Origin of the sequence: Plantactinospora sp. KBS50 (assembly GCF_002285795.1) — a bacterium.
In the GTDB taxonomy this organism is placed as follows: Bacteria; Actinomycetota; Actinomycetes; order Mycobacteriales; family Micromonosporaceae; genus KBS50.
This window is the reverse complement of the sequence record NZ_CP022961.1, coordinates 2,100,150-2,124,340: the sequence shown is the minus strand read 5'-3', so window position 1 is coordinate 2,124,340 and position 24,191 is coordinate 2,100,150. Positions and strand designations below refer to the sequence as shown.

The 24,191-nt window shown below is 70.4% G+C and carries 27 protein-coding genes and 1 pseudogene; 10 read left to right on the top strand and 18 right to left on the bottom strand.

From position 1 onward, the window contains the following. Window positions 1-15 precede the first annotated feature (15 nt). The 6 genes from CIK06_RS09455 (at window position 16) to CIK06_RS09430 (ending at window position 5,620) form a co-directional block, all read left to right on the top strand. Complete coding sequence (locus tag CIK06_RS09455; protein ID WP_095564514.1) at window positions 16-600, top strand: CDP-alcohol phosphatidyltransferase family protein; 585 nt, start codon at window positions 16-18, stop codon at window positions 598-600. Then, window positions 597-1,400 carry a phosphatidate cytidylyltransferase gene (locus CIK06_RS09450; RefSeq protein ID WP_198348164.1) on the top strand — a complete coding sequence of 268 codons (804 nt, stop codon included), beginning with the start codon at window positions 597-599 and terminating at the stop codon, window positions 1,398-1,400. The genes CIK06_RS09455 and CIK06_RS09450 overlap by 4 nt, the downstream gene beginning before the upstream one ends. After that, window positions 1,397-2,884 carry a lysophospholipid acyltransferase family protein gene (locus tag CIK06_RS09445; RefSeq protein ID WP_095564513.1) on the top strand — a complete coding sequence of 496 codons (1,488 nt, stop codon included), beginning with the start codon at window positions 1,397-1,399 and terminating at the stop codon, window positions 2,882-2,884. The genes CIK06_RS09450 and CIK06_RS09445 overlap by 4 nt, the downstream gene beginning before the upstream one ends. Window positions 2,885-2,886: 2 nt before the next feature. Then, complete coding sequence (locus CIK06_RS09440) at window positions 2,887-3,075, top strand: hypothetical protein (RefSeq protein WP_095564512.1); 189 nt, start codon at window positions 2,887-2,889, stop codon at window positions 3,073-3,075. Window positions 3,076-3,253: 178 nt separating this feature from the next. After that, window positions 3,254-3,880: a Clp protease N-terminal domain-containing protein gene (locus tag CIK06_RS09435; protein WP_095564511.1), complete on the top strand. Its 627-nt coding sequence runs from the start codon at window positions 3,254-3,256 to the stop codon at window positions 3,878-3,880. Window positions 3,881-4,045: 165 nt separating this feature from the next. Continuing rightward, window positions 4,046-5,620, top strand: a complete 1,575-nt coding sequence (locus CIK06_RS09430; protein WP_095564510.1) for a 26S protease regulatory subunit — start codon at window positions 4,046-4,048, stop codon at window positions 5,618-5,620. A gap of 45 nt (window positions 5,621-5,665) precedes the next feature. Here the strand turns inward: CIK06_RS09430 and CIK06_RS09425 are convergent, their stop codons facing one another. From CIK06_RS09425 to CIK06_RS09420, 3 genes are all read right to left on the bottom strand, one after another. After that, window positions 5,666-7,837, bottom strand: a complete 2,172-nt coding sequence (locus CIK06_RS09425) for a DUF4173 domain-containing protein (RefSeq protein WP_232534105.1) — start codon at window positions 7,835-7,837, stop codon at window positions 5,666-5,668. A gap of 707 nt (window positions 7,838-8,544) precedes the next feature. Beyond that, complete coding sequence (locus CIK06_RS29280) at window positions 8,545-8,925, bottom strand: hypothetical protein (protein WP_157756683.1); 381 nt, start codon at window positions 8,923-8,925, stop codon at window positions 8,545-8,547. 127 nt (window positions 8,926-9,052) lie between these two features. Then, the gene (locus CIK06_RS09420) at window positions 9,053-9,370 is read right to left on the bottom strand and encodes a transposase family protein (RefSeq protein WP_095564508.1); all 318 of its coding nucleotides are present in this window, start codon (window positions 9,368-9,370) and stop codon (window positions 9,053-9,055) included. A 43-nt stretch (window positions 9,371-9,413) separates the two neighbouring features. Between CIK06_RS09420 and CIK06_RS32360 the strand changes: the two genes are divergently transcribed. Further along, the gene (locus CIK06_RS32360; protein ID WP_369916196.1) at window positions 9,414-9,707 is read left to right on the top strand and encodes a group II intron maturase-specific domain-containing protein; all 294 of its coding nucleotides are present in this window, start codon (window positions 9,414-9,416) and stop codon (window positions 9,705-9,707) included. A gap of 518 nt (window positions 9,708-10,225) precedes the next feature. Here CIK06_RS32360 and CIK06_RS29275 read toward each other — a convergent pair. The 5 genes from CIK06_RS29275 to CIK06_RS32355 all read right to left on the bottom strand — a co-directional run bounded on the left by CIK06_RS29275 (window position 10,226) and on the right by CIK06_RS32355 (window position 12,785). Continuing rightward, on the bottom strand, window positions 10,226-10,693 hold the full coding sequence (locus CIK06_RS29275) for a hypothetical protein (protein WP_157756682.1): 468 nt from the start codon (window positions 10,691-10,693) through the stop codon (window positions 10,226-10,228). A gap of 4 nt (window positions 10,694-10,697) precedes the next feature. Then, window positions 10,698-10,970: a hypothetical protein gene (locus CIK06_RS29270; protein ID WP_157756681.1), complete on the bottom strand. Its 273-nt coding sequence runs from the start codon at window positions 10,968-10,970 to the stop codon at window positions 10,698-10,700. 388 nt (window positions 10,971-11,358) lie between these two features. Further along, window positions 11,359-11,577: a type II toxin-antitoxin system RelE/ParE family toxin gene (locus CIK06_RS09410; RefSeq protein ID WP_232534104.1), complete on the bottom strand. Its 219-nt coding sequence runs from the start codon at window positions 11,575-11,577 to the stop codon at window positions 11,359-11,361. A gap of 21 nt (window positions 11,578-11,598) precedes the next feature. Continuing rightward, complete coding sequence (locus CIK06_RS09405; RefSeq protein WP_051090560.1) at window positions 11,599-11,898, bottom strand: type II toxin-antitoxin system Phd/YefM family antitoxin; 300 nt, start codon at window positions 11,896-11,898, stop codon at window positions 11,599-11,601. A 491-nt stretch (window positions 11,899-12,389) separates the two neighbouring features. After that, window positions 12,390-12,785, bottom strand: a complete 396-nt coding sequence (locus tag CIK06_RS32355; protein WP_095564506.1) for a CPCC family cysteine-rich protein — start codon at window positions 12,783-12,785, stop codon at window positions 12,390-12,392. Between the two features lie 526 nt (window positions 12,786-13,311). Here CIK06_RS32355 and CIK06_RS32350 point away from each other — a divergent pair. Then, a pseudogene (locus CIK06_RS32350) lies at window positions 13,312-13,476 on the top strand (GntR family transcriptional regulator); the annotation flags it as partial. Window positions 13,477-13,963: 487 nt separating this feature from the next. Here CIK06_RS32350 and CIK06_RS32345 read toward each other — a convergent pair. The 7 genes from CIK06_RS32345 to CIK06_RS09360 form a co-directional block, all read right to left on the bottom strand. Continuing rightward, window positions 13,964-14,128 carry a MafI family immunity protein gene (locus CIK06_RS32345; RefSeq protein WP_369916193.1) on the bottom strand — a complete coding sequence of 55 codons (165 nt, stop codon included), beginning with the start codon at window positions 14,126-14,128 and terminating at the stop codon, window positions 13,964-13,966. 159 nt (window positions 14,129-14,287) lie between these two features. After that, window positions 14,288-14,596, bottom strand: a complete 309-nt coding sequence (locus CIK06_RS09380) for an EndoU domain-containing protein (RefSeq protein WP_157756680.1) — start codon at window positions 14,594-14,596, stop codon at window positions 14,288-14,290. Between the two features lie 168 nt (window positions 14,597-14,764). Continuing rightward, window positions 14,765-15,286, bottom strand: a complete 522-nt coding sequence (locus CIK06_RS09375; RefSeq protein ID WP_095564504.1) for an N-acetyltransferase — start codon at window positions 15,284-15,286, stop codon at window positions 14,765-14,767. Beyond that, window positions 15,283-15,573, bottom strand: a complete 291-nt coding sequence (locus CIK06_RS09370; protein ID WP_095567480.1) for a DUF1778 domain-containing protein — start codon at window positions 15,571-15,573, stop codon at window positions 15,283-15,285. Before CIK06_RS09370 ends, CIK06_RS09375 begins: the two co-directional genes overlap by 4 nt. Before the next feature lie 511 nt (window positions 15,574-16,084). Continuing rightward, window positions 16,085-16,498: a hypothetical protein gene (locus CIK06_RS29265; RefSeq protein ID WP_157756679.1), complete on the bottom strand. Its 414-nt coding sequence runs from the start codon at window positions 16,496-16,498 to the stop codon at window positions 16,085-16,087. Between the two features lie 14 nt (window positions 16,499-16,512). Continuing rightward, a complete protein-coding gene (locus CIK06_RS09365; protein ID WP_095564503.1) occupies window positions 16,513-17,292 on the bottom strand; it encodes a polymorphic toxin-type HINT domain-containing protein in 780 nt (259 codons plus the stop codon). 440 nt (window positions 17,293-17,732) lie between these two features. Continuing rightward, the gene (locus CIK06_RS09360; protein WP_198348299.1) at window positions 17,733-19,457 is read right to left on the bottom strand and encodes a glycoside hydrolase family 15 protein; all 1,725 of its coding nucleotides are present in this window, start codon (window positions 19,455-19,457) and stop codon (window positions 17,733-17,735) included. A gap of 269 nt (window positions 19,458-19,726) precedes the next feature. Here CIK06_RS09360 and CIK06_RS29890 point away from each other — a divergent pair, with 269 nt between their 5' ends. Further along, window positions 19,727-20,413, top strand: a complete 687-nt coding sequence (locus tag CIK06_RS29890) for a hypothetical protein (RefSeq protein WP_198348162.1) — start codon at window positions 19,727-19,729, stop codon at window positions 20,411-20,413. Next, window positions 20,392-21,195: a hypothetical protein gene (locus tag CIK06_RS29885; RefSeq protein WP_198348161.1), complete on the top strand. Its 804-nt coding sequence runs from the start codon at window positions 20,392-20,394 to the stop codon at window positions 21,193-21,195. The genes CIK06_RS29890 and CIK06_RS29885 overlap by 22 nt, the downstream gene beginning before the upstream one ends. 114 nt (window positions 21,196-21,309) lie before the next feature. Here the strand turns inward: CIK06_RS29885 and CIK06_RS30780 are convergent, their stop codons facing one another. The 3 genes from CIK06_RS30780 to CIK06_RS09345 form a co-directional block, all read right to left on the bottom strand. Then, complete coding sequence (locus CIK06_RS30780; protein WP_232534278.1) at window positions 21,310-22,293, bottom strand: glycoside hydrolase family 5 protein; 984 nt, start codon at window positions 22,291-22,293, stop codon at window positions 21,310-21,312. Further along, window positions 22,290-22,868: a cellulose-binding domain-containing protein gene (locus CIK06_RS30775; RefSeq protein WP_232534102.1), complete on the bottom strand. Its 579-nt coding sequence runs from the start codon at window positions 22,866-22,868 to the stop codon at window positions 22,290-22,292. Before CIK06_RS30775 ends, CIK06_RS30780 begins: the two co-directional genes overlap by 4 nt. Window positions 22,869-23,068: 200 nt before the next feature. Then, window positions 23,069-24,052, bottom strand: a complete 984-nt coding sequence (locus CIK06_RS09345) for a LacI family DNA-binding transcriptional regulator (protein ID WP_095564501.1) — start codon at window positions 24,050-24,052, stop codon at window positions 23,069-23,071. Window positions 24,053-24,191: the final 139 nt, after the last annotated feature.

Genomic DNA, 24,191 nt, shown 5'->3' with positions numbered 1-24,191 from the left:
GCGAGGGTATGGGGCATGAACGGCCTCTACGCGTTGAAACCCTGGTACACCGCCCGGTTGGACCCGCTGCTGCGCCATCTGGTCGCCCGCCGGGTACCTCCGGTGGCGCTCACCGTCGCCGGTGTCGGCGCCGCCGTGGCGGCCGGCGCCGCGCTGGCTCTGCTACGCCCCGGCCTGCCGGCCGCGCTGCTCGTCGGCGGCCTGCTCGCGATCCGGCTGGGCTGCGCGAACCTGGACGGCGCGGTGGCCCGCCGGGCCAACCTGAGCACCCGGCGCGGGGCCGTGGCCAACGAACTGGGCGACCGGCTGGCCGACCTGGCCGCGCTGGCCGGCGCGGCGGCGCTGGCGCCCCCGGTGCTGGTCCTCGCCGCCGCGCTGGCGGCCTGCGCACCCTCCTGGGTCGCACTGGCCGGCGCCGCCGCCGGGGCGCCCCGGATCCAGGGCGGCCCGGTCGGCAAGACGGAACGCTGCGCCCTGCTGGTCGCCGTGGCCGCGACCGGCTGGGCGACCCCGCTGGTGGCCGTGCTCGGCGCCGGCTCGGCGATCACCGCCGGGCTGCGGCTGATCCGGGTACGGGCGCTGCTCGGGAGCGCGTCGTGATCACCGCCCTGGACACCGCCCCGTACGTCGCCGTGGCGCTGGGCGCCGGCGGTCTGGGCACCTGGCTGTCCCGCCGTCGTGAACTGATGCTGCGCTGGTGCACCTGGGCGGTCACCGCCCCGGTCGTGGGCGGGGCGCTGTACCTCGGCGCCCCGGGCGCCGCACTGCTGGCCGCCGGCATCGGCGTGGTGTGCGCGGCCGAGTACGGCCGGCTGACCCGGCTGCCGGTGCCGGACCGGGTGGCCCTGGCCGCCGCGACGATCCTGCTTCCGGTCGGCGCGTGGCTGGCACCGGCCGCCCTCCCCCGGCTGCTGGTGCTGGCGCTGCTGGGCGTCGGGCTGGTGCCGGTGCTGGCCGGCGACGTCGCGCGCGGCGCGCACCGGCTCGCGTACGGGGTGCTCGGCGCGGCCTGGCTCGCGGCGCTCACCGGACTGGTCCTGGTCGGCCCGGCCGCCCTCGCGCTGTTCTTCGCCGTCTCGGTGGCGGACGTGGCGGCGTTCTGCGGCGGCCGGCTGCTGCGCGGCCCGGCCCTGTCGCCGCTGTCCCCGGCCAAGCGGGTCGCGGGGACGTTGACCGGTGCGGCCACCGGGATCGGCGTGCTCGCGCTGCTCGGCGCGCTGACCCCGGCGCTGGCCGTCGCGGTGACCGTCGGCGCCCCGCTGGGTGACCTGCTGGAGTCGATGGTGAAGCGGGGCGCGGGGGTCAAGGACGCCGGCGGCTGGCTGCCCGGCTTCGGCGGGCTGCTCGACCGGGTGGACTCGCTGCTCGTCGCGCTGGCCGTGGCGGTGGTGCTGTCATGACCGCCCCGGCGCGGCAGCTCGGCAGCCGCCAGCCGGCGCGGCCGGCTCGCAGCGACGCACGGCAGCCGAAGCGACCGGCGCGACCGGCGCGACCGGCCTGGAGCGACCTGCGGCGGCCGGAACGACCGGGGCGACCGGTCCGCGCCGGCGCCGGCTGGATGCCGGGCGCCGCGGCCCGCCGGCTGCTCTGGCGGGTGGTCCTGGCCGCCACCGGTGGGCTGCGGGTGGCCGGGGCACCGCCGCGGCGGCCGTGCGTCCTGGTGGCGAACCACTCCTCGCACGCCGACACGGCCGCGTTGCTGGCGGCGCTGCCGGCCCGGCGCCGGCCCGCGGTGGTGGCCGCCGCCGACTACTGGTTCGAGGGTCGGGTGCGCTCCTGGACCGGCCGTGCGCTCGCCGCCGCCGTACCGGTGCGGCGCGGCGGCGGGGGCAGCGCCGACCTGGCCGCCGCCGGCAACCTGCTTGCCGCCGGCCGGGACGTGATCGTCTTCGCCGAGGGCACCCGGAGCCGGGACGGCAGCGTCGGGGCCTTCCGCGGCGGCGCGGCCCGGCTCGCCACGGCGGCCGGGGTGGATCTGGTGCCGGTGGCGATCTCCGGCACCAGGGACCTGCTGCCGGCGCACGGCCGGCTGCGCCGGGCGCGCGTACAGGTGCGGTTCGGTGCCCCGCTGCCCGACCCGTCGGACGTCCCGGCGGCCCGCGCCGCGGTGCTCCGGCTGGTCTCGGTGTCCCGGCACCGGGCCGCGGACACGTGGCGGCGCCGGGCCGCGGCCCGGATCGCGGCGGTGGCCGCCGCCGTCACCACCCGGGTCGCGGCGGTGGCCACGACGGTCGCCGCCCGGATCGCGGGGCTGGGCGCGACGGTCGCCGCCGGTCTCCGGTGGACCCCGGCACGGGGCGGGGTCCACCGGAACGTGCCCGACTCCGCGGTACGGCGCCGGATGGCCCGGTTGGCACACGGCCGGCTCGGCGTCGCCGCGGTCGCGGCCTGGTCGTTCGCCGAGGCGCTGTCCTGGCCGCTGGTGCCCGAGTTCGCGCTGGCGGTGCTGGCCGTGGCCGCGCCGCGCCGGGCGCCCCGGCTGGCCGCGGTCGCGGTGGCCGCCAGCCTGGCCGGCGGCGTCACCGGCTACGGCCTGGGCGCCGCCGGCCTGCATCCGCCGGCGCCGCTGACCACGCCGCTGATGCGGGCCACGGTGGTGCAGGCCGTGGCCGAGCACGGCGCCGCCGCGGTACGCGCGCAGCCCACCTCGGGCATCCCGTACAAGGTGTACGCGGTGACCGCGGGTGCCGCGCACGTGGACCTCGGCGGTTTCCTGCTGGCCTCGGCGACCGGCCGCGGGTCACGGATCACGCTCGTCGGCCTCGTCCTCGGGCTGTTCGGCGCGCTCACCGTGCGCTGGCGCCGCTGGTACCCGCTCTACCTCGTGGTGTTTCCGGTCCTGTTCGCGGCCGGCCTGGCCCTCGTCGTCAAGTCCTGGAGCTGATCATGATCATGTTGTTGACCGTCGTCACCCTGTACGGCCTCGGCGTGACCGGCTGCTTCGTGGCGGCCGGCGCGCGACCCCAGGGCCGCGTCCTGCTGACCACCATCGGCGTGCTCGGCGTGCTGGCCCCGCTCGCGCTCGTCGCCTTCCTCATCTGGGACCTGGCCAACCACCCGGTCCAGATCGGCTGACCCGCGTCCACCCCGGGTGCCGCCGGCGGCGGTGGCACCCGGCGGCGTACCCCGATCCGGGCCGTTTCCCCAGTTGGGCGGCGCGGGCGAGTGCCCACCAACGGGTCGGCCGAACGGCGGATGGGATGCGGACCGGCCGGCGGACGGGCATCGGCCGGTACGGGTAGGCTGCCGCGTCATGCCCCGCTGGTTCCCGTTCGTCACCGTCGAGGCCCGAACCGTGTTGCTGGCCGCGGGGGTCACCGCCCGCCAGCACGGTCGTACCGAGATCACCGCCGAGGACGTCGCGCTCGCGCTCCTGGTGGACCGGGACGGCACCGCCGCGGCCGTCTGGCGGGTGCTGCGCGTCGACCGGGACCGGTTGATCCGCCGGCTGCGACCGCCGGAACCGCCCGGCCGGGCGGGCGAGCCGGCCGTCCGGTTCGATGTCTCCGGCCGGCGGCTCTGGGATCGCGCGCACCGGGTCGCGCTGCTCGGCGGCGATCGGCTGGGCACCCGACACCTGCTGTTCGCGCTGCTGGATGCCGGCCCGTCGCCGGTGGTGCTCGCACTGGCCGAGGCCGGCGTCACCAGCCGTACCGCCCGCGAGGTGCTGGGGCGGGCACCGGAGATCGAGAAGCTGCCGATCCGGCCGGCCCTGGCGACCCGCCTGCGCTGGCGCTGGACCGGGTGGCGGCTGCGCTGGGCGACCGGCTGGGCGCGCTGGCGGCGCCTGCTTCGGGACCGGCCGGTGGTGACGATCGCGACCCTGGCGCCCGCCGCCGCGGTGCTGTTCCTGGGTGTGATGGCCAGCCTGATCCGCTGAACGCCGTGCGCACGTGCGCCGTCCGCCGTCCGCCGTCCGCCCTGCGCCGTGCGCCGTCCGCCGCGCGCCGGCGCCGCGGACCGCTGCCCGCTCCGGTCGCCGTGCCGGGTACGGGCTGTCACACTTCGCTGAGAGGGTGGCACCCGTACGGGGAGGACGTGCAGCATGCCGGAACAACCCAGCCCCCTGCGGCCGGAGGCCGACCACTTCACCCGGTTCGGCGCCGACGTGACGATCGTCGACCCGACCGGGCTGCTGGCCGCGGTTCGCACCGGCCCGGTCGAGGTCTTCGACGGCACCGACTTCCCGGCACCGGTCCGGCGGGTCCGGCTCGCGCTGCGTCGGGACGTCGAGGACGACCACCCCGTACACCGGTTCATGGCCGAGATCCGCACCGGCGCACCGGGCGGCGCCCTCGACAACCCGGCGGCCTGGCTTTTGGTCGGCGTCGGGCCGGTCGGCCTGCTGCTCGCCCGCCGGCTGGCCGCCGTGGAACCGACGGCCGGACGGGTCCTCGCCCAGGCCGGCCGCGTGGTGGCCGAGGCGGGCCGCCGGCTGGGACTTCCGCCGCCGCCGACCGGCGCCGCCGACCCGACCGACCCCGCGGCGCGTACCGATCCGGCGGGCCGCACCGACGACCCGGCCGGGGCCGCGGTGCTGGCCGAGGCCGCCGACCTCGGACTCACCCCGGTCGTCCGGCGCCGCGCGTCGGGCGAGGGAACGGTCGTCACGGTGCGCGCCGACCGGCCCGGCGACGCGCTCACCCCGGCACACCTGCGGGTGGCCTTCGCGCTGGTGTTGCAGGTGGTCCGGGAGTTGGCCGCGGACGGCGCCGACCCCGTCGTCCTGCGCGGACGCCGGTACGTGCTGGACGCCGGGTCCGAGCCCGGCCCGGCGTACCAGGGCGGCCCGGCGGCCGGCTCACCGCGCCGGGCCGACCAGGTCACCCTGGACCAGGTCGGCGGCCTCGACGAGGTGGTCGCGCAGTTCCGGGAGATCGCGGTGTCGTTCCGGCACCCCGAGGTGATGGCCCGGTGGGGCGCCCGCCGCCCGCAGGGCATCCTGCTGTACGGCCCGCCCGGCACCGGAAAGACCATGCTGGCCCGGGCGCTGGCCAACGAGATCGGCGCGGTCTTCCGGGAGATCCGCACCCCGGAGATCCTGGACAAGTGGCTCGGCGGCTCCGAGCGCAACATCAAGCAGATCTTCCGGGACGCCCGCCGCTGGCGGGAACCCACGGTCATGCTCTTCGACGAGTTCGACAGCATCATCAGCTACGCCGGTGCCGGCGGCGACGCGGCCAGCCAGGCGGTGAACGCGGTGGCCGGGATCTTCAAGCAGGAGATGAACACGCTGATCGAGGAGAACCCGAACGTCATCGTGATGGCCACCACCAACTTCCCGCACCGGGTGGACGCCTCGCTGATCCGGTCCGGCCGCTTCGACGTGAAGCTGGCCATCCCACTGCCCGACGAGACCGGCCGGGCGCAGATCATCACGAAGATGATCCGGGACCTCATGCAGCGGCACGAGGCGCCACCGTTCCGGATGTTCGGCGACGATGTGGACCCGGCGGATCTGGCGACGCGGACCGCCGGGATGACCGGAGCGGACCTGCGGGAGATCCTGCGCCGGGTGCAGTTGGCCAAGGCGATGCGCGAGGCCGTGGACGGCGTTCCGGCCGACCCGATCAGCCAGCGGGACCTGATCGAGCACACCGCCGCGCTGCACCGGGCCTGAGCACCGCACCGGCACCGGCACCGGCGGGTGGGCGCCGGTCGCCGGTCAGCGCCCCTTCGGCAGGTCGAACTGGTCGGCCCGGCCGCAGTCCTTCGGGCCACCGACGGCGCCCGGTCCGAGCCGCTCCAGCACGGCCCGGGCACGCGTCCGGCCCAGGTTCCAGGCGTACCAGGGGTCCGGTTCGGCCAGGTCGTCGTCGATCCAGCTCAGCGCGCAGCGCCGGACCGGATCGGGCAGCGTGCCCAACGCCGGGGTGGCGTCCGCGGACAGCGCCCGCAGGTACCAGGCGTCGATCGTGCCGGTCTGCTGGTACCGGGCGATGTTGCGACGGGCCGCGTAGTCCTCCGGGTTCAGCACGGCGAGGCTGAGCAGCATCAGCGCGGTGAGCGCGACGGTCAGCCGCGGGATCCAGCCGCCACGCCAGCGGACCCCGGCCAGCATGATCAGGATGAGAACGACACCGAGCAGCAGCTCGAACGCCATCACGAAGATGCGTTCGCCGGTGAAGCTGTAGACCTTCTGGTAGGCGTACATCCGAGACAGCGCCGACACCACGATCACCAGGCTGAGCGCGCCGAGCAGACCGAGCATGACCCGCAGCAGGATCCGCTCGACCGGCCGGTCCCGGCGCGCCCACCGGGTCACCGCGCCGAGCACCACCAGGGTCAGTACGGTCACGGCCAGCAGTTGCCAGAACCCGCTGCGGGCATACTCGGCGTAGCTCAGGCCGGCGGTGCTCAGCACGTGCCGCCGGCCGCCGAACAGCACGGTGAACTGCACCGCCACGAACCCCGCGAAGAGCACCACCAGCGATCCGATCGGCAGCGCCCACTCCACGAGACCGAACCGCGGTACGCCGGACCGGTCGATCGTGGACAGATCCGGCGGCGCCGACAGGGTGTAGACGGCGGCCGTCGCCACAAGCGCGCCCACGACCAGCAGGAACACGCCGTTTACCGACGTACCCGGATGCACCGTCGGGACGATGTCGCGCAGCAGCGCCGCGAAGGCGCTGTCGGCCGAGGAGAGCAGGCTGCCGAATACGGTCAGCACGAGCGCGGTCACCGCGACCGACCAGCCGATCCGGCGGGCGGTGCCGGACCGGGTGGGCGGCTGGACATGCCGGCGTACCCACGGCAACCCGCGGAAGGCCGCGAACGGCGCCGCGACGAGACTGAACAGGATCGAGCGGATCAGCCGGCCGCCCACGATGGCCAGCGCCGTGCAGCCCAGCGCGCCGAGAACGCAGAACGTCACCAGCCACCAGGCGTTGCGGAAGGCGAGCACGGCCAGCAGCGCCAGGGCCAGCGCCGCCCAGCCGACCCGGGTCCAGCGTTCGGCCCGCGGCAGCCCGGCGACGGGCCGGGCGACCCCGACGGCCACGCCCACGGCCAGCATGAGTCCGCCGAGGAACCAGCCCATCCCGGTGCGGCCGAGCGGTACGAAAATGGCCAGACCCAGCGCCCCGGCGAGCACGGCCGCCGGCACCGCCCAACCGCGCGCCGGCGCCGGACCGGGCCACCGTGTGTCCAGGAACGACGGAGCGGCGGCCACCGGCCGGACGGGCCCGGCCACACCGGGCGCGCCGGGCGGTACGCCGGCCCACGGCTCGGCCCCGACATCCGACTCATCCGTGCCGTCCTGTTCGCCGTCGACGTCTGGTTCATCCGTGGCGTCCGGCTCGTCCGTCACATCCGACTCGACCTCGACGTCCGGCTGACCTGCGGCGTCAGGCTCGGCCGCAACATCCGGCCCGGCCGTGACCGACTGCTCGGCTCCGGCGGACGACTCGTCCGTGACGTCCGGCTCGACCTCGACGTCCGGCTCGACCTCGACGTCCGGCTCGGCCCGCTGCGACCGCGGCTGGCCGTCGCGCGGCCGCGGGACCGTCCCGCCGCCCGGGAGCGTGCCGACCGTCGGTGTGCCGGCCGGGGACGCGCCGACCGCGGGCTCGGCCGGCACCATCGGCAGGAACAGCGCGTACCCCCGGGTGCCGGCCGGGATCTGCACCGGGATGGCCCAACCGGGCTCGCCCGCCGGTCCCGGCCAGGGCACACCCGCCGGCCCGCCCGGTTCCTCCGGAAGGACGAGCAGCCACGGCGTACCGGCTGCGGGATCGCCGCCGACGGTCGTACCGGCGGCGTGGTCAGCGGCCGGGGCATCGCCGTCGGCGGGGGCGGCGTCGGTCCGTTCTGGATCCGGTACCGGCTGGGACACGACGATTCTCCAAAGGCTGGCGGATGTGGACACTCTATGACCCTCGACCCACCCGTCGCCGGCCCGTCGCATGGCCGCGTGCACACACTGATCCCGATCGACCGAGTCGCCGACCAGAGGCCACCACTGGGAGTGTCAAGTTGACACTCCCGTTCCGCCCGCGCGCACGCCCCAGCAATACCGGCCGACCAACCAACCGCCGGCCCGAACCTCCAATGGTCGAGGCCGTAACGATCCCTTCACGGGCTACCTGAGCGGGTGGTTCCAGGGATCGACGCCGCACCGCTACACGGCACGCCACCGAACGCCCTGCCCGCCTGTCGATCTCGGCGGCCCTCGTTTCATTGATGCATTTACGTGCAGAGCCAGCACTTGACGGCAACCGTGACGGCAACCCGGGCAGAGCAGGACAGCCATCGGCACCCCGCCGTCACGCAACGCGATCGGCTTTACCCGAACACGAGAGCGAGTCAGCGACGCAATACCACCCGATCTTCTCACCCAAACCGGGCGCTATTCGCCACCCCCATCAGCAAAACGGTCACAACACCGTGAACGTTCGTGGTCACGGCACTAGCCCGCCAAACGATGCATGCCGATGTATGCATGTCGCTGACATGAACCGTGACAGCAACGCGGGCCAACAGCCACGCCCGCAGGCGCACAATCCCTTTGCCGCCGGGGGCAGAAAGGGGCTCAGAATTTGCTTATTTCCCGGCGGAACGATCCTCCAGTTCGCGATAAATCCCATTCAGGTCATCGTCGCCATAGATGAACGGGTGCAACTGACTTCTCAACGCCTCAAGCCTCAATTCCTCCGAGTCCAAAGAGACCCAAAAAGAAAGGAGATATTCGACAATTCCGCGCCGCTCAAGCCCTCGACCTTCAAAGTTGCGCCACTCGTTCCATGATTCGACTTCTTTCGCATCCCCATGTGCACGATGGAGGTCGATGACTGCGTCGACAACGCGGGCGTGCACCTCAGCCAAGTGCGAGCTACCACGGACCGCATCGTCTACGTCAGCAGCGAGGAATCGCACCTCCATCAGCGCTCGATTCAACGCTACGTAGCAACTCCAGGCGGTCACGAACTGTGAGCATGTTGTCCTCATCTGAAGGGATTATGCCCATGATAGATTATATCTTCCGGGTTGAACCTAAATGAGCCGACGTGCGCGGCCTCGTTAGCATGCGTGCCCTTTCTGTGACGTGATCTCAACAAGAATCCGGTAGGTATCGGTATTCGAAGTGGGTGAGGTGGAGGGCGGCGCGGACGATGTCGCCGAGGCTTCGTGGGCTGGTGGTGGTGTGGCGGAGCGTGCGCCAGCGGCCGGTGAGGATGGCGAAGCCGCGTTCTCCGAGGCACCGCATTGATCGAAGGGCGGCGTTGTGGGTGCGGTTGTCGACCGCGAGACGGTGGCCGTCGGCGGGTTGCTTGTACGGGGTGTGGATGCCCTGGCCAGCGCCTTCGTAGCCGGAGTCGGCCAGGGTCGGTAGATGCAGCGCCGAGGCGGACCGAACACGCGAGTGCACCAAGAACAGGTCAACCCTCTACCGCGACCTCGACGAGACCCTCCTGACCCTCGGCCGATCGCTACGAGGATGGGCGAACTACTTCCGCCACGGCTCCTCCAGCCGCTGCTTCCAGCAGATCGACTACCACGCCTGGAAACGCATCGGCGGCTGGATACGCCGCAAGCACCACCCCATCTCCTGGCGGGAGATCCGCCGCCGGTTCACCATCGACGGCCGGTACGCCCACAACGGGATCACCTTCCACGGCGCCGCCAACGTCAAGATCGACCGCTACCGCTACCGCGGCAGCAAGATCCCCAACCCATGGACCATCACGGACCCAATCACATCGTGAACAACGGGCAAGACACACGGAGAGCCGGATGCGCGGAGACGCGCACGTCCGCTTCGGGCGGGCGGCCAGCGGAAACGGACCACGAGCAATCGCGGCACCGCGTCGCTGGCCGACCCCACGACGGCCCGGCCGAAGCCGGGCCGCGCGCACCCGCGCAAGGCCTACGGCCCCGCGCGCACGCCCAAACGACAGCGGCCACCCATCCTGCGCCTGGACGATCCACCGGCCGAAGCCGTGACGATCCCTTTGCCGACCCACCCTGAGCAAGTTAGTTCCGGGGATCGACGCCGCGCCGCTACGCAGCACGCCACCGTTGATCTGATCTCACGTTCGATCCACCCCGACCATCCATCGACTTACCTAGATGCTATCCGCCCCTTGACGGCAACCGTGACGGCAACGTGAGACGACAGGCGCGCATTCAGACGGCCAGCAGTTACTGTATGTAGCTACTGACCCTGCGTCAGATGATCGTCGATTCCGTTCCCGGCCTCGCCGTATGACGGGCCTGAGCGGCTCTAATCAGCCGCCGAACGGCCATAGCAGAGAACCATTTCGTCACGCACCGGTCCGCTCTTAGGAATCCGATACCACCACCCTTCGCGATCTGGCTTCACTCTCCCATCAATCCGTTCTGCATAGCCCTCCGGGTCAGGCTCGGTAAAGTTCATGAACCATTGATCCAGCTCCGCGACAGCCCGTTCAGTTCGCGGCCTCATATCGAAGCTAAGAAGAGCCAATCCTTGCGCTACCAGGTCTCGAATGACGAGCGCAGCGACGTAGTCGTGGGCTCCCCAAATCGAGCGATCGTCCGAGGGCGCAAGTAAATCGGATTCAAGCTTCGATAGGTGCTCTCGCCACGCTCCTACCAGGTCAGCTAGACCAATATCCCTACCGGGTGAGGCAGACACAACGGTTTCATTGAGCCGTGCGATATCGGCCTCACTAAGGTGCTCGCGAAGCCACTTGGCTGCATCTTCGCCCATCAGATCACCTGCCCGGGAAGTATGCCGTACTCTTCCACGCCATGTCGTAGTTGATGATGACCCTAACGCCGTTGTGCTCGAATTTGGCAGCGTTCTGCTTATCAATTTGAACCGGGCCAGCGTTCCTCAGCGCATCTTCAATTTGGCTGCGCCCGGGTCGACCCATCGCCGGGTTTCCGCCGCCCGTATGACCATAAACGAATTCGGTCATCTCGTCTAGGGAATAGTCAGAGCCGTGGAAATCAGCATCGCCAGGGGTCTTCTTCCCGAAAGGCACCCCACAGAACGGTCCTGTGTTGTGCACCAGCACCGGCGTGTTGCCGGCTATCACATAGTACGTGTGGAAGCAGCAGCGATGTCACGCTAGGTAATACCGGGCCTCACCTGCACATTCACTTGCGGCTCAATCCGCCGAATGTCATCGGCGTCGATTGTGACAGCAGCCATGACAGCAACGCTCACGCACGCCCGGAACGTACGGCGACCTCGTTGACCAGATCATCACCGGCGGCGGGACGGCGAGCCGACCGGGAACCCGGCGCCCCCAGAGCACCGGGCGATGCCTCCACGCCAGGGGCACAACCGCGGCATCGAACGACCGCCCGGGCGGTGGCCCTGGACCCTGACCCGATTACCGCCGGACAAGGCCGCCGGACTCTGGCGGCCTACGAGTAGACGTCCTTGCGGTGCCCGACGTCGTGGATGGTCAACTCGTCGCCGTCGAGGCGGTTGAGGACACGGTAGTCACCGACACGTAGTCGACGCCCGGATCCGTCGCGCATCTCGGTCGAGTTCTGCGGGACCGGGTCGGAGACCAAGCCGAGGATCGCGCTCAGGACGGACAGGAAGACGTTGCGCGGCTGCTTGTGCAGCCAGACCAGCACATCCCGGTCGATCTGAACCTTTCACGCCGCCGCGCCGCCGGCCCGGTCGGCCAACAGCGCCTCCACCTCACGAGGATCTACCCCGAGCGACTCCAGAGCCGCCGACAGCGGCACGAACTGGCCCTCGGCACGGGAACGGGCGATCACCGCAGCGTCCCGACGGTCGCGGAACGCCTCGATCTCCTCCCACTCGTCGATGCCGACCAGGACGGCCACGGGCCGCTCGTACTTGGTGATGATGACCGGCTCACCGGTGCGCTCAACCCCGTCCAGCACCCGACCCGCGCCATCGCGGAACTCCCGCAGGGTTATCCTCGCCATACCCCGCACTGTACCATGCGGTACCAAACCGCCCAGGTAGGAACGTTGCAACTCCAAGACCCGATCAAGCGACCCCGCCACCAACGGAGCCACTGGGCCAAGAGTTGCTTTACCTAATCAAGAACGGCCCGGCCACGGCCGGGCACGCGCACGCGCTACAGCCGTTCCGGCCCCGCGCGCACGCCCACGCAACAGTGATGATCCCGGCCAACCGAGACGAAACCCCCGCCGCGCGACACCCGCTCTCGGTCCACCGGCCGTGACGATCGCTTCACAAGCAAGCACCGCGACACATCCGGCGATCGACGCCGCGACGCTACGCGCCGCGCCACCGAACAACCTCGGCCACTGTCGCGATCGGACGATTCAATCTATCCATTTGCATGTGTGCTCGATGTCTGACAGCAACCCACGCGAACAACCACGCACGCCAGCGCACAACGGAGTGGCACCAATACGAACAGTATTGGTGCCACTCCGTGTCAGAACGCCTATTGTGCCTCGCCTTGCGACCGCCTCCAAAACGTTGGTCTCCACCAATAGAGGACGCTTCGATCCTCTGGCCAGAGTTCCTCCTGCACTGAGGTTTCCTCGAAGGAGTCAACGGAAATGTCAATGGGACGGAATCCCGGATCTAGTGGCTCGTTCCGGCTTGGCGATCGGACCTTATCCGCAAAGCGCGTCTCACTGACGCCTAGGTTCCGATAGTTCTGCTGAGCCTCTATCAGGGGCGGCTTATTTGCACCACCCCGATAGAACGGCCAGCGCAGTTGCACCTGATCGTCCTCCCAGAAGCAGACAGGGCAGATCAGAAATGATCCTGGCCGGTCGTTGTGCACAAGATGACCACAGCACGGGCACGGCGATCGATATGATTGCTCCGTCATGGGATCAACACTCCAGGCTGGTTATTGAAGTGAGATAATGCGTTCTCCGGCATGTAATAGGTAACGATCCCCCTATCACTCGCGATTCCGAACTCCCCCGTCCCAGGATCGAGGAAATACCGCGTGTTTCCATCTTGCTTGATTTGCACACCAGGCCGACGACCGCCACACGTGCACATCAAATCCTCTGCCGCATAACGGTATTCGGCTTGGGTGGAGAATCCCATTTCATCACCATGCCGAGCAAAGTGATCGTCGAGGTTAGTTTGGCTCGTCCATTTGTGAACCCCGCACCCATTAGTAGTGTGCACCAGCACGGGCGTCGTGCCAGCCAGTACGTAGTACGTGTGGGATTTTCACCCCGTCACGCAGTGTGACTTACGTTCTCATGGAGTTTCACCTGGCCTTTCGCGTGTGGCACCAACCCGCCGCATCGAAATCTATCGGTGTTGACGGCGACGGTGACGGCAACCTGGGAGACGTCCGCGCCCTTCAGCGGCCCCGGTATCGATGGATGGCGGTTGTCGCCGACACCAACAACGACCTTATCGACGAAGTGATCAAATACCAGGCCGACCGAGGTAACTGCGCCCAGCAGCCCGAACACCTCCAACGGGCCAGCGCCGGCGACCAGCCCTCGCCGCCCGCCAAGCGTCCCCGCAGCAGCCGCGACCGCGCACCAAAGCAGTAAGCCAGCCGGACCAAGGCCCTCGGCCAAGATCCGACTGGCTCAAATCTGCTCTACAGGATCAAGTACGGCCCGGCGAAGCCGGGCCGCGCGCACGCGCTACGGCCTACGGCCCCGCACGCGCTACGGCATACCGAAGCCACCCAACCCACGGGAGTACAAGGCGGTCGACCGACCAAGGGCCGTGACGATCCCTTCACCACCATCTTCCGTGAGCAGCTCCGGGGGATCGACGCCGCACCGCTACGCGGCACGCCACCGAACGCTGCCCCCTGCCGCCACCGCCCAAGCGACCCATCGCTATGTCCAGATGAGTTCCACTCCTCTGACGGCAACGATGACGGCAACCCAAGCAGACGACGGCGGCTCTGCATACCCTTCGGTTACCAACCGTATTTGTTCTCCGAAGATCGATGAACCGGGTGGGCAACCTCCACGACGCCACCCGGTTCATCTGAGGCGAATCTCAACTACATGTCGACGGAACCATTCAGTCAACTACAAGTTCGTCGAGCCTCTCCACAGCAGCGGGCTCTTCTAAGTCATTCGCAAGCACCCTGAGGCGTTCATAAAATGATCGCGATATAGCAAGCGAATCCTCGAATAGCCAGGAGCAAATGGTATCGAACGCCAGCCCTATTTCCCCGACCTGCACCAACTCCCGCACATCGCTCCTGACGTCACTCGACGTGATAGGAGACTCGTCCAACAAGGCCAAAATGTCCGCTTGCGCCTGCCTGAAGTCCACGTCATCGCCCAATCGGGAAGCTCGTGATGATACGGTCCGTAGCGGGTTCGAAGATCACCCGCATATTCACCCGTCATAGACATCCTCGATCTTGACTCGCGACAGCTCTTCCTTCCTGGTATACAGCGATCCATGCGCGCCCTTCTGCCAAGTCCAAGTACTGGAAGGATTCGTAGCGACATCAGCGACGCCGTCCAGAATCTTGTCCGTATCCCAGGACTCCGGGAAAACAGTCTTGTTCGGCCGCCCCGGCCACTTATGTCCACCGCCAGTTCGATTGCCAGAAATGATGTGATATTGAGCATCGCCATCAATAAGATCCCGGCCAGGACCGCCGCAGTTGTGGACAAGCACCGGGGTTTTGCCGGCGAGCACATAGTACGTGTGGCATATTCACGGCCGACACGGAGAGTGACCGATCAGTGAAGGGCTCTCACCTGGTCTTTCGTGGCCGGCCGGATAGAGGTTCGGGGCGTCGGGCGGTGTTGACGGCAACCGTGACGGCAACGTGCACAGACCACCACACCCGAACGGATGCGCGCGCTACCCCGCGAGAGCTCGGCGGAGGTCCGTCATCAACAGCAGCAGGTGCATCGGATCCGTGGGACTCGGCTCGAACTTGGCCAGGCGCAGATAGAAGTCGCGGGCGGCGTCGGTCTCGCAGTGGATGAGCACCGCGCGGACACCGATGACCTCGGCTGCGGCGGCGATGCGCCGCAGCACATCAACCACCAGGGCACGTCCGAGTCCGGCGCCCTGGGCGCTGCGGTCGACGCCGAGGCGGGTCAGGATCACCACGGGCTGGTGGTAGCGGCCGGCACCCTGCCGCAGCCGTGGGGAGGCGTCAGCCGGGGCGACGCTGCCGGCAGCCAGGGCGTAATAGCCGATCACCCGGCGATCCGGGTGATCGGCGTCAGCGACGACGTACACCCGGGACAGCCCGGCCCGGTGCGCCTGCAGGGCGTGCTCGGCCAGCCAGACCGACTGAGCAGGCGAGCCGCAGTCGAAGCCGGTCACCACATGCATGGCCGACAACGGCTCGACCGACGAGAAACGCGAACTCACCGCTGCACCTCGCCCGCCGAGCGGTCCAGAACCGTCGGCCCAGCCACCAACTCGCGCAGACCGGCAACATCCTGGGCCGGGCGGTCCAGCGCCTCGTCGAACACCCGCCACGCGGCCTCGTCCAGCAGGAACGCTCGCCGATCGGCGAGCACGTCAGCCGCCGCGTCGGTGGCCGCCTTCAGTACGAACGTCGACACACTCGCACCGGCGGCCTGGCTGGCCGCCTCCAGCAACGCCTTCTGTTCGGCATCCACCCGTAGGTGTAGCCGCTCCGCCTTCGCACTCATCACCCGAGTGTACGCACAACGTACGCCACCACGAAGGCTGGACCCGAGGCTGCTCCAAATCTGCTCTACATAATCAAGAACGGCCCGGCTACGCCGGGCCGCGCACGCGCTACAGGCCTACGGCCCCGCGCGCACGCCCACCAACACCGAACCGCCCACCGGGTCCGACCGGCTGGGCGGGGATGCCACGACAATCCCTTCCCTGCCAGAGTTGGCCGTTGGTCGCGACGATTGGCGCCGCCACGCAATGAGGGACGTGCCACCGAACGGCCAGCGACGGTGTCCGGAAACCAACCCGCGCGGCAACCCATCGACATCGTCGAATTCCTGCTTGCGCTTGACGGCAACCATGACGGCAACCCGGGCGGACCGGGGCAACCGTCGGCACACTACCGTCACGCACGGTGATCGCCGACAGCAGGCCGCGGAGCACCATCGGCCAGAATCCAAATTGCCACCGGCTCCATAGAAGACTTCCTCTAGATCGGCATGCCGCCTATATCCGTGATATTTAGTCCGCAACAACACGCATGTAATCATCTCGGTTATCGACCGCATAGTACGCCTCGTAAAGCGAGTCGAACGATGCGGCCAATGAGCCTTCCAATGCGAATCCGACCGCCGCCGCCGCACGCGCTTTTACGAAGGCCCGACGATACTCCGCCTCAGTAGCATCTCCAGCTTCAATACGATCCTGAATATCCCAAGCGATCTCGTCCAATTCTTGTGTCAAGGCATCGATTTCGCTACGAAGATCCGGGGGGCTGAGCTTTCTCCGGCGGATCGCGTCGAGCGCCTCGGTGAGCTTGGGGGCAGCTACGTCTGCACGCTGCACTGCCAGCAGGCAGGCCCGTTCGACAATCCGATGCCGCGTTTCGTCAGTACTCCGCCTGAGCTTGTCGACAAGTTGTGGAGAAATCTGCATCAATCCAGGTTGAGTCATCTCTTCAGCGGACTTCCTGGTACCGCGCCAGCCTCATCAATAGCGACGGCGCATGCGGGGCAGATCGGCCTGCCAGCGCCGATCTTGCCGGGTGTGATTCCGTTCGCCTTCATGTAGTCAAGGATACTTGTCTCTGCGTGACCGGGACCGGTTGCGACCTCTTCGCCAGGCCGAATCATGTCGCGAACGCCGGGCCTGAGGTACCCATTGGCTTCGCTCGTACCAACGACCGTGCGCGTAGCTCCACTCGCATCCACGCCTTCACCGACGCCCATCGTTACCCTGCCTTGCGATCCAGCAGGAAGTGCATTCTGCCGCTCAGCGGCACGTTCGCCAACCCCACAGTTGTGGACGAGGACCGGGGTGTTGCCAGCCACCACATAGTACGTGTGGATGCCGTGGACTGTGAGGTTGTGGACTCGGACGTGCTGGATCCATCTCGTGATGGCAGTGACCTGTAGCCAGGTACCCGCGGACGTCTGCAGCCACTGACCGCGTTGCAGATCGGTGGCGTCCACCCACCTGTGCAGCTCTGGCACCCAGAAGGGGTGATGATCGGTTGCTACCAGCACACCGGTGCGGTCGCCATGAGCGCCATCCGCATCGACCGTGATCCGGACCAGGTTCTTGTCGCCCTCTCCCGAAATCAACCGGGTGACTGCCTTGGCCGCGGTCCTCCCGCTCGCCGGATCGGTCGCCACCACCAGATCACCGATCTTGATCTTCTCGATCGGCTTGCTGGAGCCATTGGCCAACAACACGGCAGCGCCAGGCACGAAGCTGTTGCATTCCTTGGCGCCAGCTTGGCCTCATCCAGCGCCCGACTCGCGCCACGCCACTCCCGCACCCCGTCGATCACTTCGGAGGCTAGACCCTTCAACCGTTTCGCCAGCCTATAGGCGACCTTGAAGCGAAAAGCGTATTTCGCCACGATCTTTCCGGCGAGTCCACCGACAAAGCTCAACAGCACGTTCAGCCCAGTCTCGACACCACGCGCCCAGGTTGCCAGTCGTGAAGCAGTCCAACGCGGACGTGAGTCCGATGACGTCCATTGCGATCTTCAGAATCGCCTTGCCAACCGAGACCATCCGCGCCTTGGCGTCGTCTTCTGGGCCGCCTGGGTGACCGCCCTGCCGTGCCGTGCCGTGCCGGGCACGGTCGCACCATTGTCGGTGCCGGGACGTCCATGCCTGGGTCAGCCAGCGCAGGTAGTCCCTCAGCCGTCCCACGGCCGCGCCAGCCGGCTCGCCGACTCCAGCAGCAGGGCGTGCACGAACGCCTGCGGCAGGTTCCCCCGCAACTGGCGCTGCCGTACGTCGAACTCCTCGCTGAACAGCCCCGGCGGACCGCAACCGGCCCGGTTGCGTTCGAACCAGTGCCCGGCCGACGGGTCGTCCTGCTGGTGGGTGGCCAGGGCCATCAGGAAGCCGCAGAGCAGGAACGCGCCCTCGGCGCAGCCCAGTTCCCGGCCGTCGAGGCGGTAGCGGTAGACGTAGCCGTCCTCGGACAGTTCCTGGCGTACCGCGGCCAGGGTCGCCCGGCTGCGCGGGTCGGACGGCGGCAGCGCGCCGCGGATGGTGGGCAGCAGCAGCGCGGCGTCCACCCGCGGGTCGTCGGGGGCACGCTGCCAGCGCCCGCTGGGGTGCAGGCAGTCCGCGTTGACGTCGGCCAGCAGCCGGTCGGCCAGCGACGCCCAGCGGCCGGCCACCGGCGCCGGCGCCTGCCCGGCGATGGCGCGCAGACCGGCCGCGCAGGTCAGTCGGGAGTGCGCCCAGCGGCGGGCGCCCAGTTCCCAGATCCCGGCGTCCGCGTCCCGGTGCCGCTGCTCGATCGCCCGCACGGCCTGCTCGACGGCCGGCCAGTGCGGGCCGTCCAGCCGTCCCCGCCGGCCCGCGGCGGCGAACAGCAGCAGGCACTCGCCGAGCGTGTCGAGCTGGAACTGACGGTTGACCCGGTTGCCCGCCCGGCCCGCTCCGCCGGGGTAGCCGGGCAGCGGCAGCGGCCGTTCGTCGGGCACCGACCGGCCGTCGACCGTGTACGCGGGGCGCAGGTCGGGACCGTCGGCGAGGATCCGCTCGGACACGAACCGCACGGCGTCGTCCAGCAGCGGGTGCCCGCCGTGCGCGGCCACCGCCTGCCCGGCGTAACACTGGTCCCGGATCCACGCGTACCGGTAGTCGTAGTTGCGGCCCTCGGCCGCGCGCTCCGGCAGCGAGGTGGTGGGCGCGGCCACCATGGCGCCGCTGGCGGCGGTCAGCCCGCGCATCACCGCGTACGCGTGGGCGGCGTCGCGCGGCGCGGCCGTGTCGGTGCAGTCCGGCACCTGCCGGGACCAGCCCAGTTCGGTCTCGCGCCAGCGCCGCCGCGCCGCCGCGCCGGGATCGGTCGGCTGCTCGGGCGCGGCGTCGGCGACTTCGAGCACCAGGTCCCACGACTCGCCCTCGCGCAGACTCAGCAGGGTCCGGAACACCCCGGCGTCCTCGCGGGCGCTCGCCGCGCCGGACCAGGACAGCCACAGGTCACCGGTACGGCAGGTCCAGACGCCACCTCGGCGGTGGATCTCCCGCGGCCGGTGCCGCCCGAAGCCCGCGGCCGGGTGCAGCAGTACGTCCAGTCGGGCCGTTCCACGGGCGGCGATGATCCGGCGCAGCAGCACCGCCCGGTGCGGGTCCGCCGGCAGCGCCAGCGCCTCCCGGCACTCGATGATCGCGCTGTCGGTGACCCAGCGGCTGCGCCAGATCAGGGTGCCCGGCTCGTAGTAGCCGCCCCAGACGTGGTGCTGTTCGACGGGTGTCACCGCGTAGCAGCCACCGCCGCCGAGCAGGGTGCTGAAGACGGCGTCGCTGGACCAGCCGGGCGCGCACAGCCACGCGATGTCTCCACGCGGGCCGACGAGGGCGCCCCGTTCGCCGTCGGCGATCAACGCGTACTCGCGCAGCACGTGCGGCTGGAACCCGGCCCGGTGCCCGGCCGGCGGCGCCGACCCGGTGCCGGAACCGGCGTCCGCGTCCGGGCCGGAACCGCCGTCCGTCCCAGGGTCGGCGTCCGTGCCGGGGCCGGGGCCCGGGTCGCCACTCTGCCTCACCCTCAGATGATCGCGACGCCTCCGGACCGGCGTGCCTGGTTGCGCCTTTTTGCCCCCGAAATAATCGCCTGATCGCGGCGACCGGTCGTGGCAGAGTGCGGGGACCCGACAAAGAGGTGGCGCGGATGGAGCACGTCGACCGACCGGCGACGCCCGGTCTGGACCCGGAGGCCGGCGCGGGGCTGCTGCACCGGCTCACCTCGTACGCGCCGGACCGGGACTGGGACGCACCCACCCCCGACCCGCGGGTCCGGCAGGACCTCACACCCAATGATCCGGACACCGTGCCGCCGGCCATGAAGGCGTACCCGGACGGGCTGCCCGTCCTGGACCTGCCGCGCGAACTGCCCGACCCGGGTCTGCCGGCCACCGCCGTCCTGGCCGGCGACGCCGCGCCGACCCGGCCGCTGGATGCCGCGCAGCTCGGCCGGATCCTCTTCCTCGGCGCCGGGGTGGTCCGCACCTCGCTACGCAACGGGCGGCGGATGCTGTTCCGCGCCGCCGGGTCCGCCGGCGCGCGGTTCCCGCTTGAGGTGTACGCCAGCACCCGCGGGATCGTCGGGGTGCCGGACGGCGTGCACTGGTACGACGGCGCCCGGCACGCGCTGGTCCGGGTCGGTCCCGCCGCGCTGGGCAGCACCAGCACGCTGGTGGTGACCGGGGTGCCGTGGCGCACGGGATGGCGGTACGCCGAACGCGGCTGGCGGCACCTGTACTGGGACGCGGGCACGCTGCTGTCCCAGCTGAGCGCGGCGGCCGCGAGCGCCGGGCTGTCCCCCGGCTGCGGTCGGTGTTCCCGGACGCCGCCGTGACCCGGCTGGTCGGCGCCGACGGGACCCACGAGTACCCGCTCGCGCTGCTGTCGCTCGGCGACGGTGAGCCGGCGATCGGGCCGGCCGGGCCGGCGGCCGGCGGCGAGCTGCCGGCCGTGGAGTTCCCGCTGTGCACCACCGCCCAGCGGGCCGGCGACCGGGACGCCCCGGGTACGCCCTGGTCGGCGGGCGATCCGTTGCCGTCCGCCCCGCCGTCCGAGACGCTCGATCAGGTGATCCGCCGCCGCGGCTCGCAGCGCCGGATGGACCGCACCGGCACGCTGCCGCGGAGCACCCTGGAGTGGTCGCTGCACGCGGCGCTGCGCGGGATCGACGTACCGCACTGGGTCGCCGTGCACGGCGTCGACGGCGTACCGCCCGGCGTCTACCGCTGGCCCGATCTGTCGCACCCGCTGCGCACCGGTGACCTGCGCGGCGAGCTGGAACGGATCTGCCTGGGCCAGTCGCTGGCCGCCGAGGCCGCGTACGTGGTGATCTCCGCGGTCCCGCGGGCCGGGCTGGACGACCGGGGCTACCGCACGGCCCAACTGGCGGCCGGGCTGGTCGAGGGACGGCTGCACCTGGCCGCGTACGCGCTCGGCGCCGCGGCCACCGGCATGACGTTCCTGGACTCCGAGGTGCCGGCGCTGGTGGGCCGGCCCGACGCGGTGGCGCTGCTGTTCACCTGCGTGGGCGTGCCCGAGTACATCGGCCGGCCGGGCGGCACGCCGGGCGCCCCGGTCGAGTTCCGGACCGTCGTCCCGCGACTGGTCGACGAGTAGCGGCGTACCGGTGCCGGGTCCGGCGGCCGGCGGCGTACGGGTCCGGCGGCGTACGGGTCCGGCGGCCGGCGGTGGCACCGGGCGGCCCGCGCGGGGCCGCCCGGTGCCCGACGGTCAGTTGGAGACCGTCGCCAGGTGGTTCTTGAAGCCCTGCCCGAAGGCGGTCGGGGTGCCGTCGTAGTCGGTGATCAACGACGGGCCGCTGGAGCAGTCCCAGTTGTTCCAGGTCCAGCCCAGGTAGCCGACGCCGTGCGTGTCCGCCCAGGCCATCACCTGATCGATGAAGCCGTGCGCGCAGTCGTTCTCGCCGATCTCGCTGATCGCCAGCGGCACCTGTGCGGCGACCGGCGCCCACTCCCGGTCCCAGCAGGCGGTGTCGATGCACGCGTTGAAGTTGTACACGTGCGCGAACGCCATCAGGTTGTTCTGCGGGTCGGTGGGCCGGTACTGCAGCCACTGGGCGATGTTGTTGGACCAGGCCAGACCGCCCACCATCACCACGTTGGTGGCCCCGGTGGCGCGTACCGCGTCCAGCAGCGTCTGGAAGCCGGCCACCTGGTAGCTGATGCCGGTGCAGGTGCCGCCGTCCCGGAAGCAGGTCCAGCCCGCGGTGGTGTCCCAGTTCGCGGCGGCGTCCGGGTACGGCTCGTTGAACAGGTCGAAGATGACCGCGTTGTTGCCCTTGAACGCGTTGGCCACCCCGGTCCAGAACTGCGGGGCGTACTGGGCGTCCGGCATCGGCTTCTGGCAGGTCGCCTTGACGTCGGAGCAGCCGGCCCCCTGCCCGCTGTACTGGCCGTAGTTCCAGTGCATCTCCAGGATCGGCGTGATGCCGTTCTGGATGAGCAGGTTGACGTAGTTCTTGACCTCGGTCTGGTACGCCGCCCCGGACGTGCCGCCGCTGGGCACGTCGGCGGTGCCGAGCCAGCACTCCTCGTTCAACGGCACCCGTACGGCCCGCACCTTCCAGGACCGCATGGCGGTGATGGACGCCTGGTCCATCGGACCGTTCCACATGCCGTAGCCCTGGATGCAGGTGAACTCACCGCCGGACCGGTTCACGCCCAGCAGCCGGTAGGTGGCCCCGCTCGCGGTCAGCAGCTTGTTGCCCGAGACGTGCAGCGCGGGCGCCGCCCCGGTCGGCGGTTCGGTCGTCGGCGGCGCGGTGGTCGGGGGTGCGGTGGTCGGGGGTGCGGTGGTCGGCGGCGCGGTGGTCGGCGGCGCCGTCGTCGGGGTGCCGTCGTCGGCGGTGTGGTGGTGGGCGGCGCGGTGCCGCCGTTGCACGCCGTGCCGTTCAGGGTGAAGTTGCCGGCCACCGGGTTGCTGCCCGACCAGGACCCGAGGAAGCCGATCGACGTCGACGCGCTCGTGCCCAGGCTGCCGTTCCAACTGAGACTGGTCGCCGTCACGTGCTGCCCGGACTGGCTCCATGTGGCGTTCCAGCCCTGGGTGACCTGCTGGCTGGTGGACGCGAAGTCGAAGCCCAGCGACCAGGTGCTGATCGGGTCGCCCAGGTTCGTGATCTTCACGTCGCCCTGGAACCCGCCCTGCCACTGGCTGGTGACGGTGTAGCTCACCTGACACCCGGCCGCGGCGAATGCCTGGGGTGACAGGGCCACCCCGGCACCGGTCAGCAGAACGCCGGCCGCCGCGATGGCGGTGATGCGTTTCATGGAGATCTCCTTGCCTTCTGTGGAGACGCCTCCGGGGCCGACCACCGGTCGTCGCGGCGGCCCTCGGAACGACGTTGCGCAGGATTGCTCTCCCGCGAGGCTGCCCTGGCCTCAACGTCCGGCTCGTGAGATCCCAAAAAGTATCCATGTATCCCGGTCAATCCGCAACCGGACCGCCGCGCGGCGGGGCGACGGGCGGCTCAGGCGCTTGAGCGCAGGACGAGGTGGGACGGGAAGATCACCTCCGGCGGCGCCGGCCGCTGGCCCAGCGCCGCGTACGCCGCCGCCGTGGCGATCTCCGACACCGGATGGTCGGCCGTGGTGAGCGCCGGTGCGGACAGCGCGGCGAACGGGACGTCGTCGAACCCGGTCACCCCGATGTCGTCCGGCACCCGGACGCCCAGTCCACGCAGCCCGTCGATCACCCCGAGCGCGGTGGCGTCGCTGGCCCCCACCACGGCGTCGGTGTCCGGCCAGCGGCGCAGCACCTCGCGGGCGGCCGAACGGCCGCGCTTCGCGCTGAAGTCCCCGACGATCAGCCGCACCGGCAGGCCGGACTCGCGCATCAGCCCCGCGTACGCCCGCACCGGGCGCGCGGCGCAGGGCAGCCAGGCCGGACCGGTCACCATCGCGATCCGGCGCCGGCCGGAGGCGTACAGATGCCGGACCAGGGCGGCGGTCCCGGCCGCGTTGTCCACCACGAAGGACGGCAGCCGGGGCGCGCCGATCCCGATCGACACGGCCCGGCCGGGCACCGCGGCGGCCAGCCGGTCCAGCAGCGGAGCGGTCGGGTTGAGCAGGATGAGCCCGCCGAGTCCGGGGTCCTCGGCGAGCCGGTCGAGCACCGGGCTGGGGTGCAGCGGCAGCCATTCGAGGGCCACCCCGATCTGCTGCGCCGCGCAGACCCGGGCCACCGCGGCCACCGCCTGATCCAGGTACGGATCGTCGAGGACCTCCGGCCCCGGGCCGACCATCGCCACCACCAGGCGCACCCCGGCGCGCCGGGCCAACGCCCGGGCCGCCTGGTTGGGCACGTACCCCAGTTGGTTGACGGCCGCGACCACCTGGTCCCGGGCCACCGGCGAGGCGCTGCCGCCGGCGATCACCCGGGAGGCCGTGGATCGGGACACCCCGGCGAGTTGGGCCACATCGTCCAGGGTGGCCACGCGTCTCACTGTTCCCATGTCGGCTCTCCCCTCAAGCCATCCCGGCGCACCGGCCGGTGACAGCATGATGCTCCTCCCGGCCAACCCGTGTCGCCCACCTGACGGTGGATGGCCGCTGGAGCGGTGTGGGGAGTTTGGCGGGCCGTGGCCTCCGAGG

Bases quoted from the DNA above. Each gene is read 5' to 3' on its own strand.
- CIK06_RS09430 (WP_095564510.1), top strand. From the start codon at position 4,046: ATGCCGGAACAACCCAGCCCCCTGCGGCCGGAGGCCGACCACTTCACC.
- CIK06_RS09435 (WP_095564511.1), top strand. From the start codon at position 3,254: ATGCCCCGCTGGTTCCCGTTCGTCACCGTCGAGGCCCGAACCGTGTTG.
- CIK06_RS09370 (WP_095567480.1), bottom strand. From the start codon at position 15,573: ATGAGTGCGAAGGCGGAGCGGCTACACCTACGGGTGGATGCCGAACAG.
- CIK06_RS30775 (WP_232534102.1), bottom strand. From the start codon at position 22,868: ATGAAACGCATCACCGCCATCGCGGCGGCCGGCGTTCTGCTGACCGGT.
- CIK06_RS29265 (WP_157756679.1), bottom strand. From the start codon at position 16,498: ATGCAGATTTCTCCACAACTTGTCGACAAGCTCAGGCGGAGTACTGAC.
- CIK06_RS32355 (WP_095564506.1), bottom strand. From the start codon at position 12,785: ATGACGGAGCAATCATATCGATCGCCGTGCCCGTGCTGTGGTCATCTT.
- CIK06_RS29275 (WP_157756682.1), bottom strand. From the start codon at position 10,693: ATGGGCGAAGATGCAGCCAAGTGGCTTCGCGAGCACCTTAGTGAGGCC.
- CIK06_RS09405 (WP_051090560.1), bottom strand. From the start codon at position 11,898: ATGGCGAGGATAACCCTGCGGGAGTTCCGCGATGGCGCGGGTCGGGTG.
- CIK06_RS29890 (WP_198348162.1), top strand. From the start codon at position 19,727: ATGGAGCACGTCGACCGACCGGCGACGCCCGGTCTGGACCCGGAGGCC.
- CIK06_RS09345 (WP_095564501.1), bottom strand. From the start codon at position 24,052: ATGGGAACAGTGAGACGCGTGGCCACCCTGGACGATGTGGCCCAACTC.
- CIK06_RS09440 (WP_095564512.1), top strand. From the start codon at position 2,887: ATGATCATGTTGTTGACCGTCGTCACCCTGTACGGCCTCGGCGTGACC.
- CIK06_RS09455 (WP_095564514.1), top strand. From the start codon at position 16: ATGAACGGCCTCTACGCGTTGAAACCCTGGTACACCGCCCGGTTGGAC.
- CIK06_RS09445 (WP_095564513.1), top strand. From the start codon at position 1,397: ATGACCGCCCCGGCGCGGCAGCTCGGCAGCCGCCAGCCGGCGCGGCCG.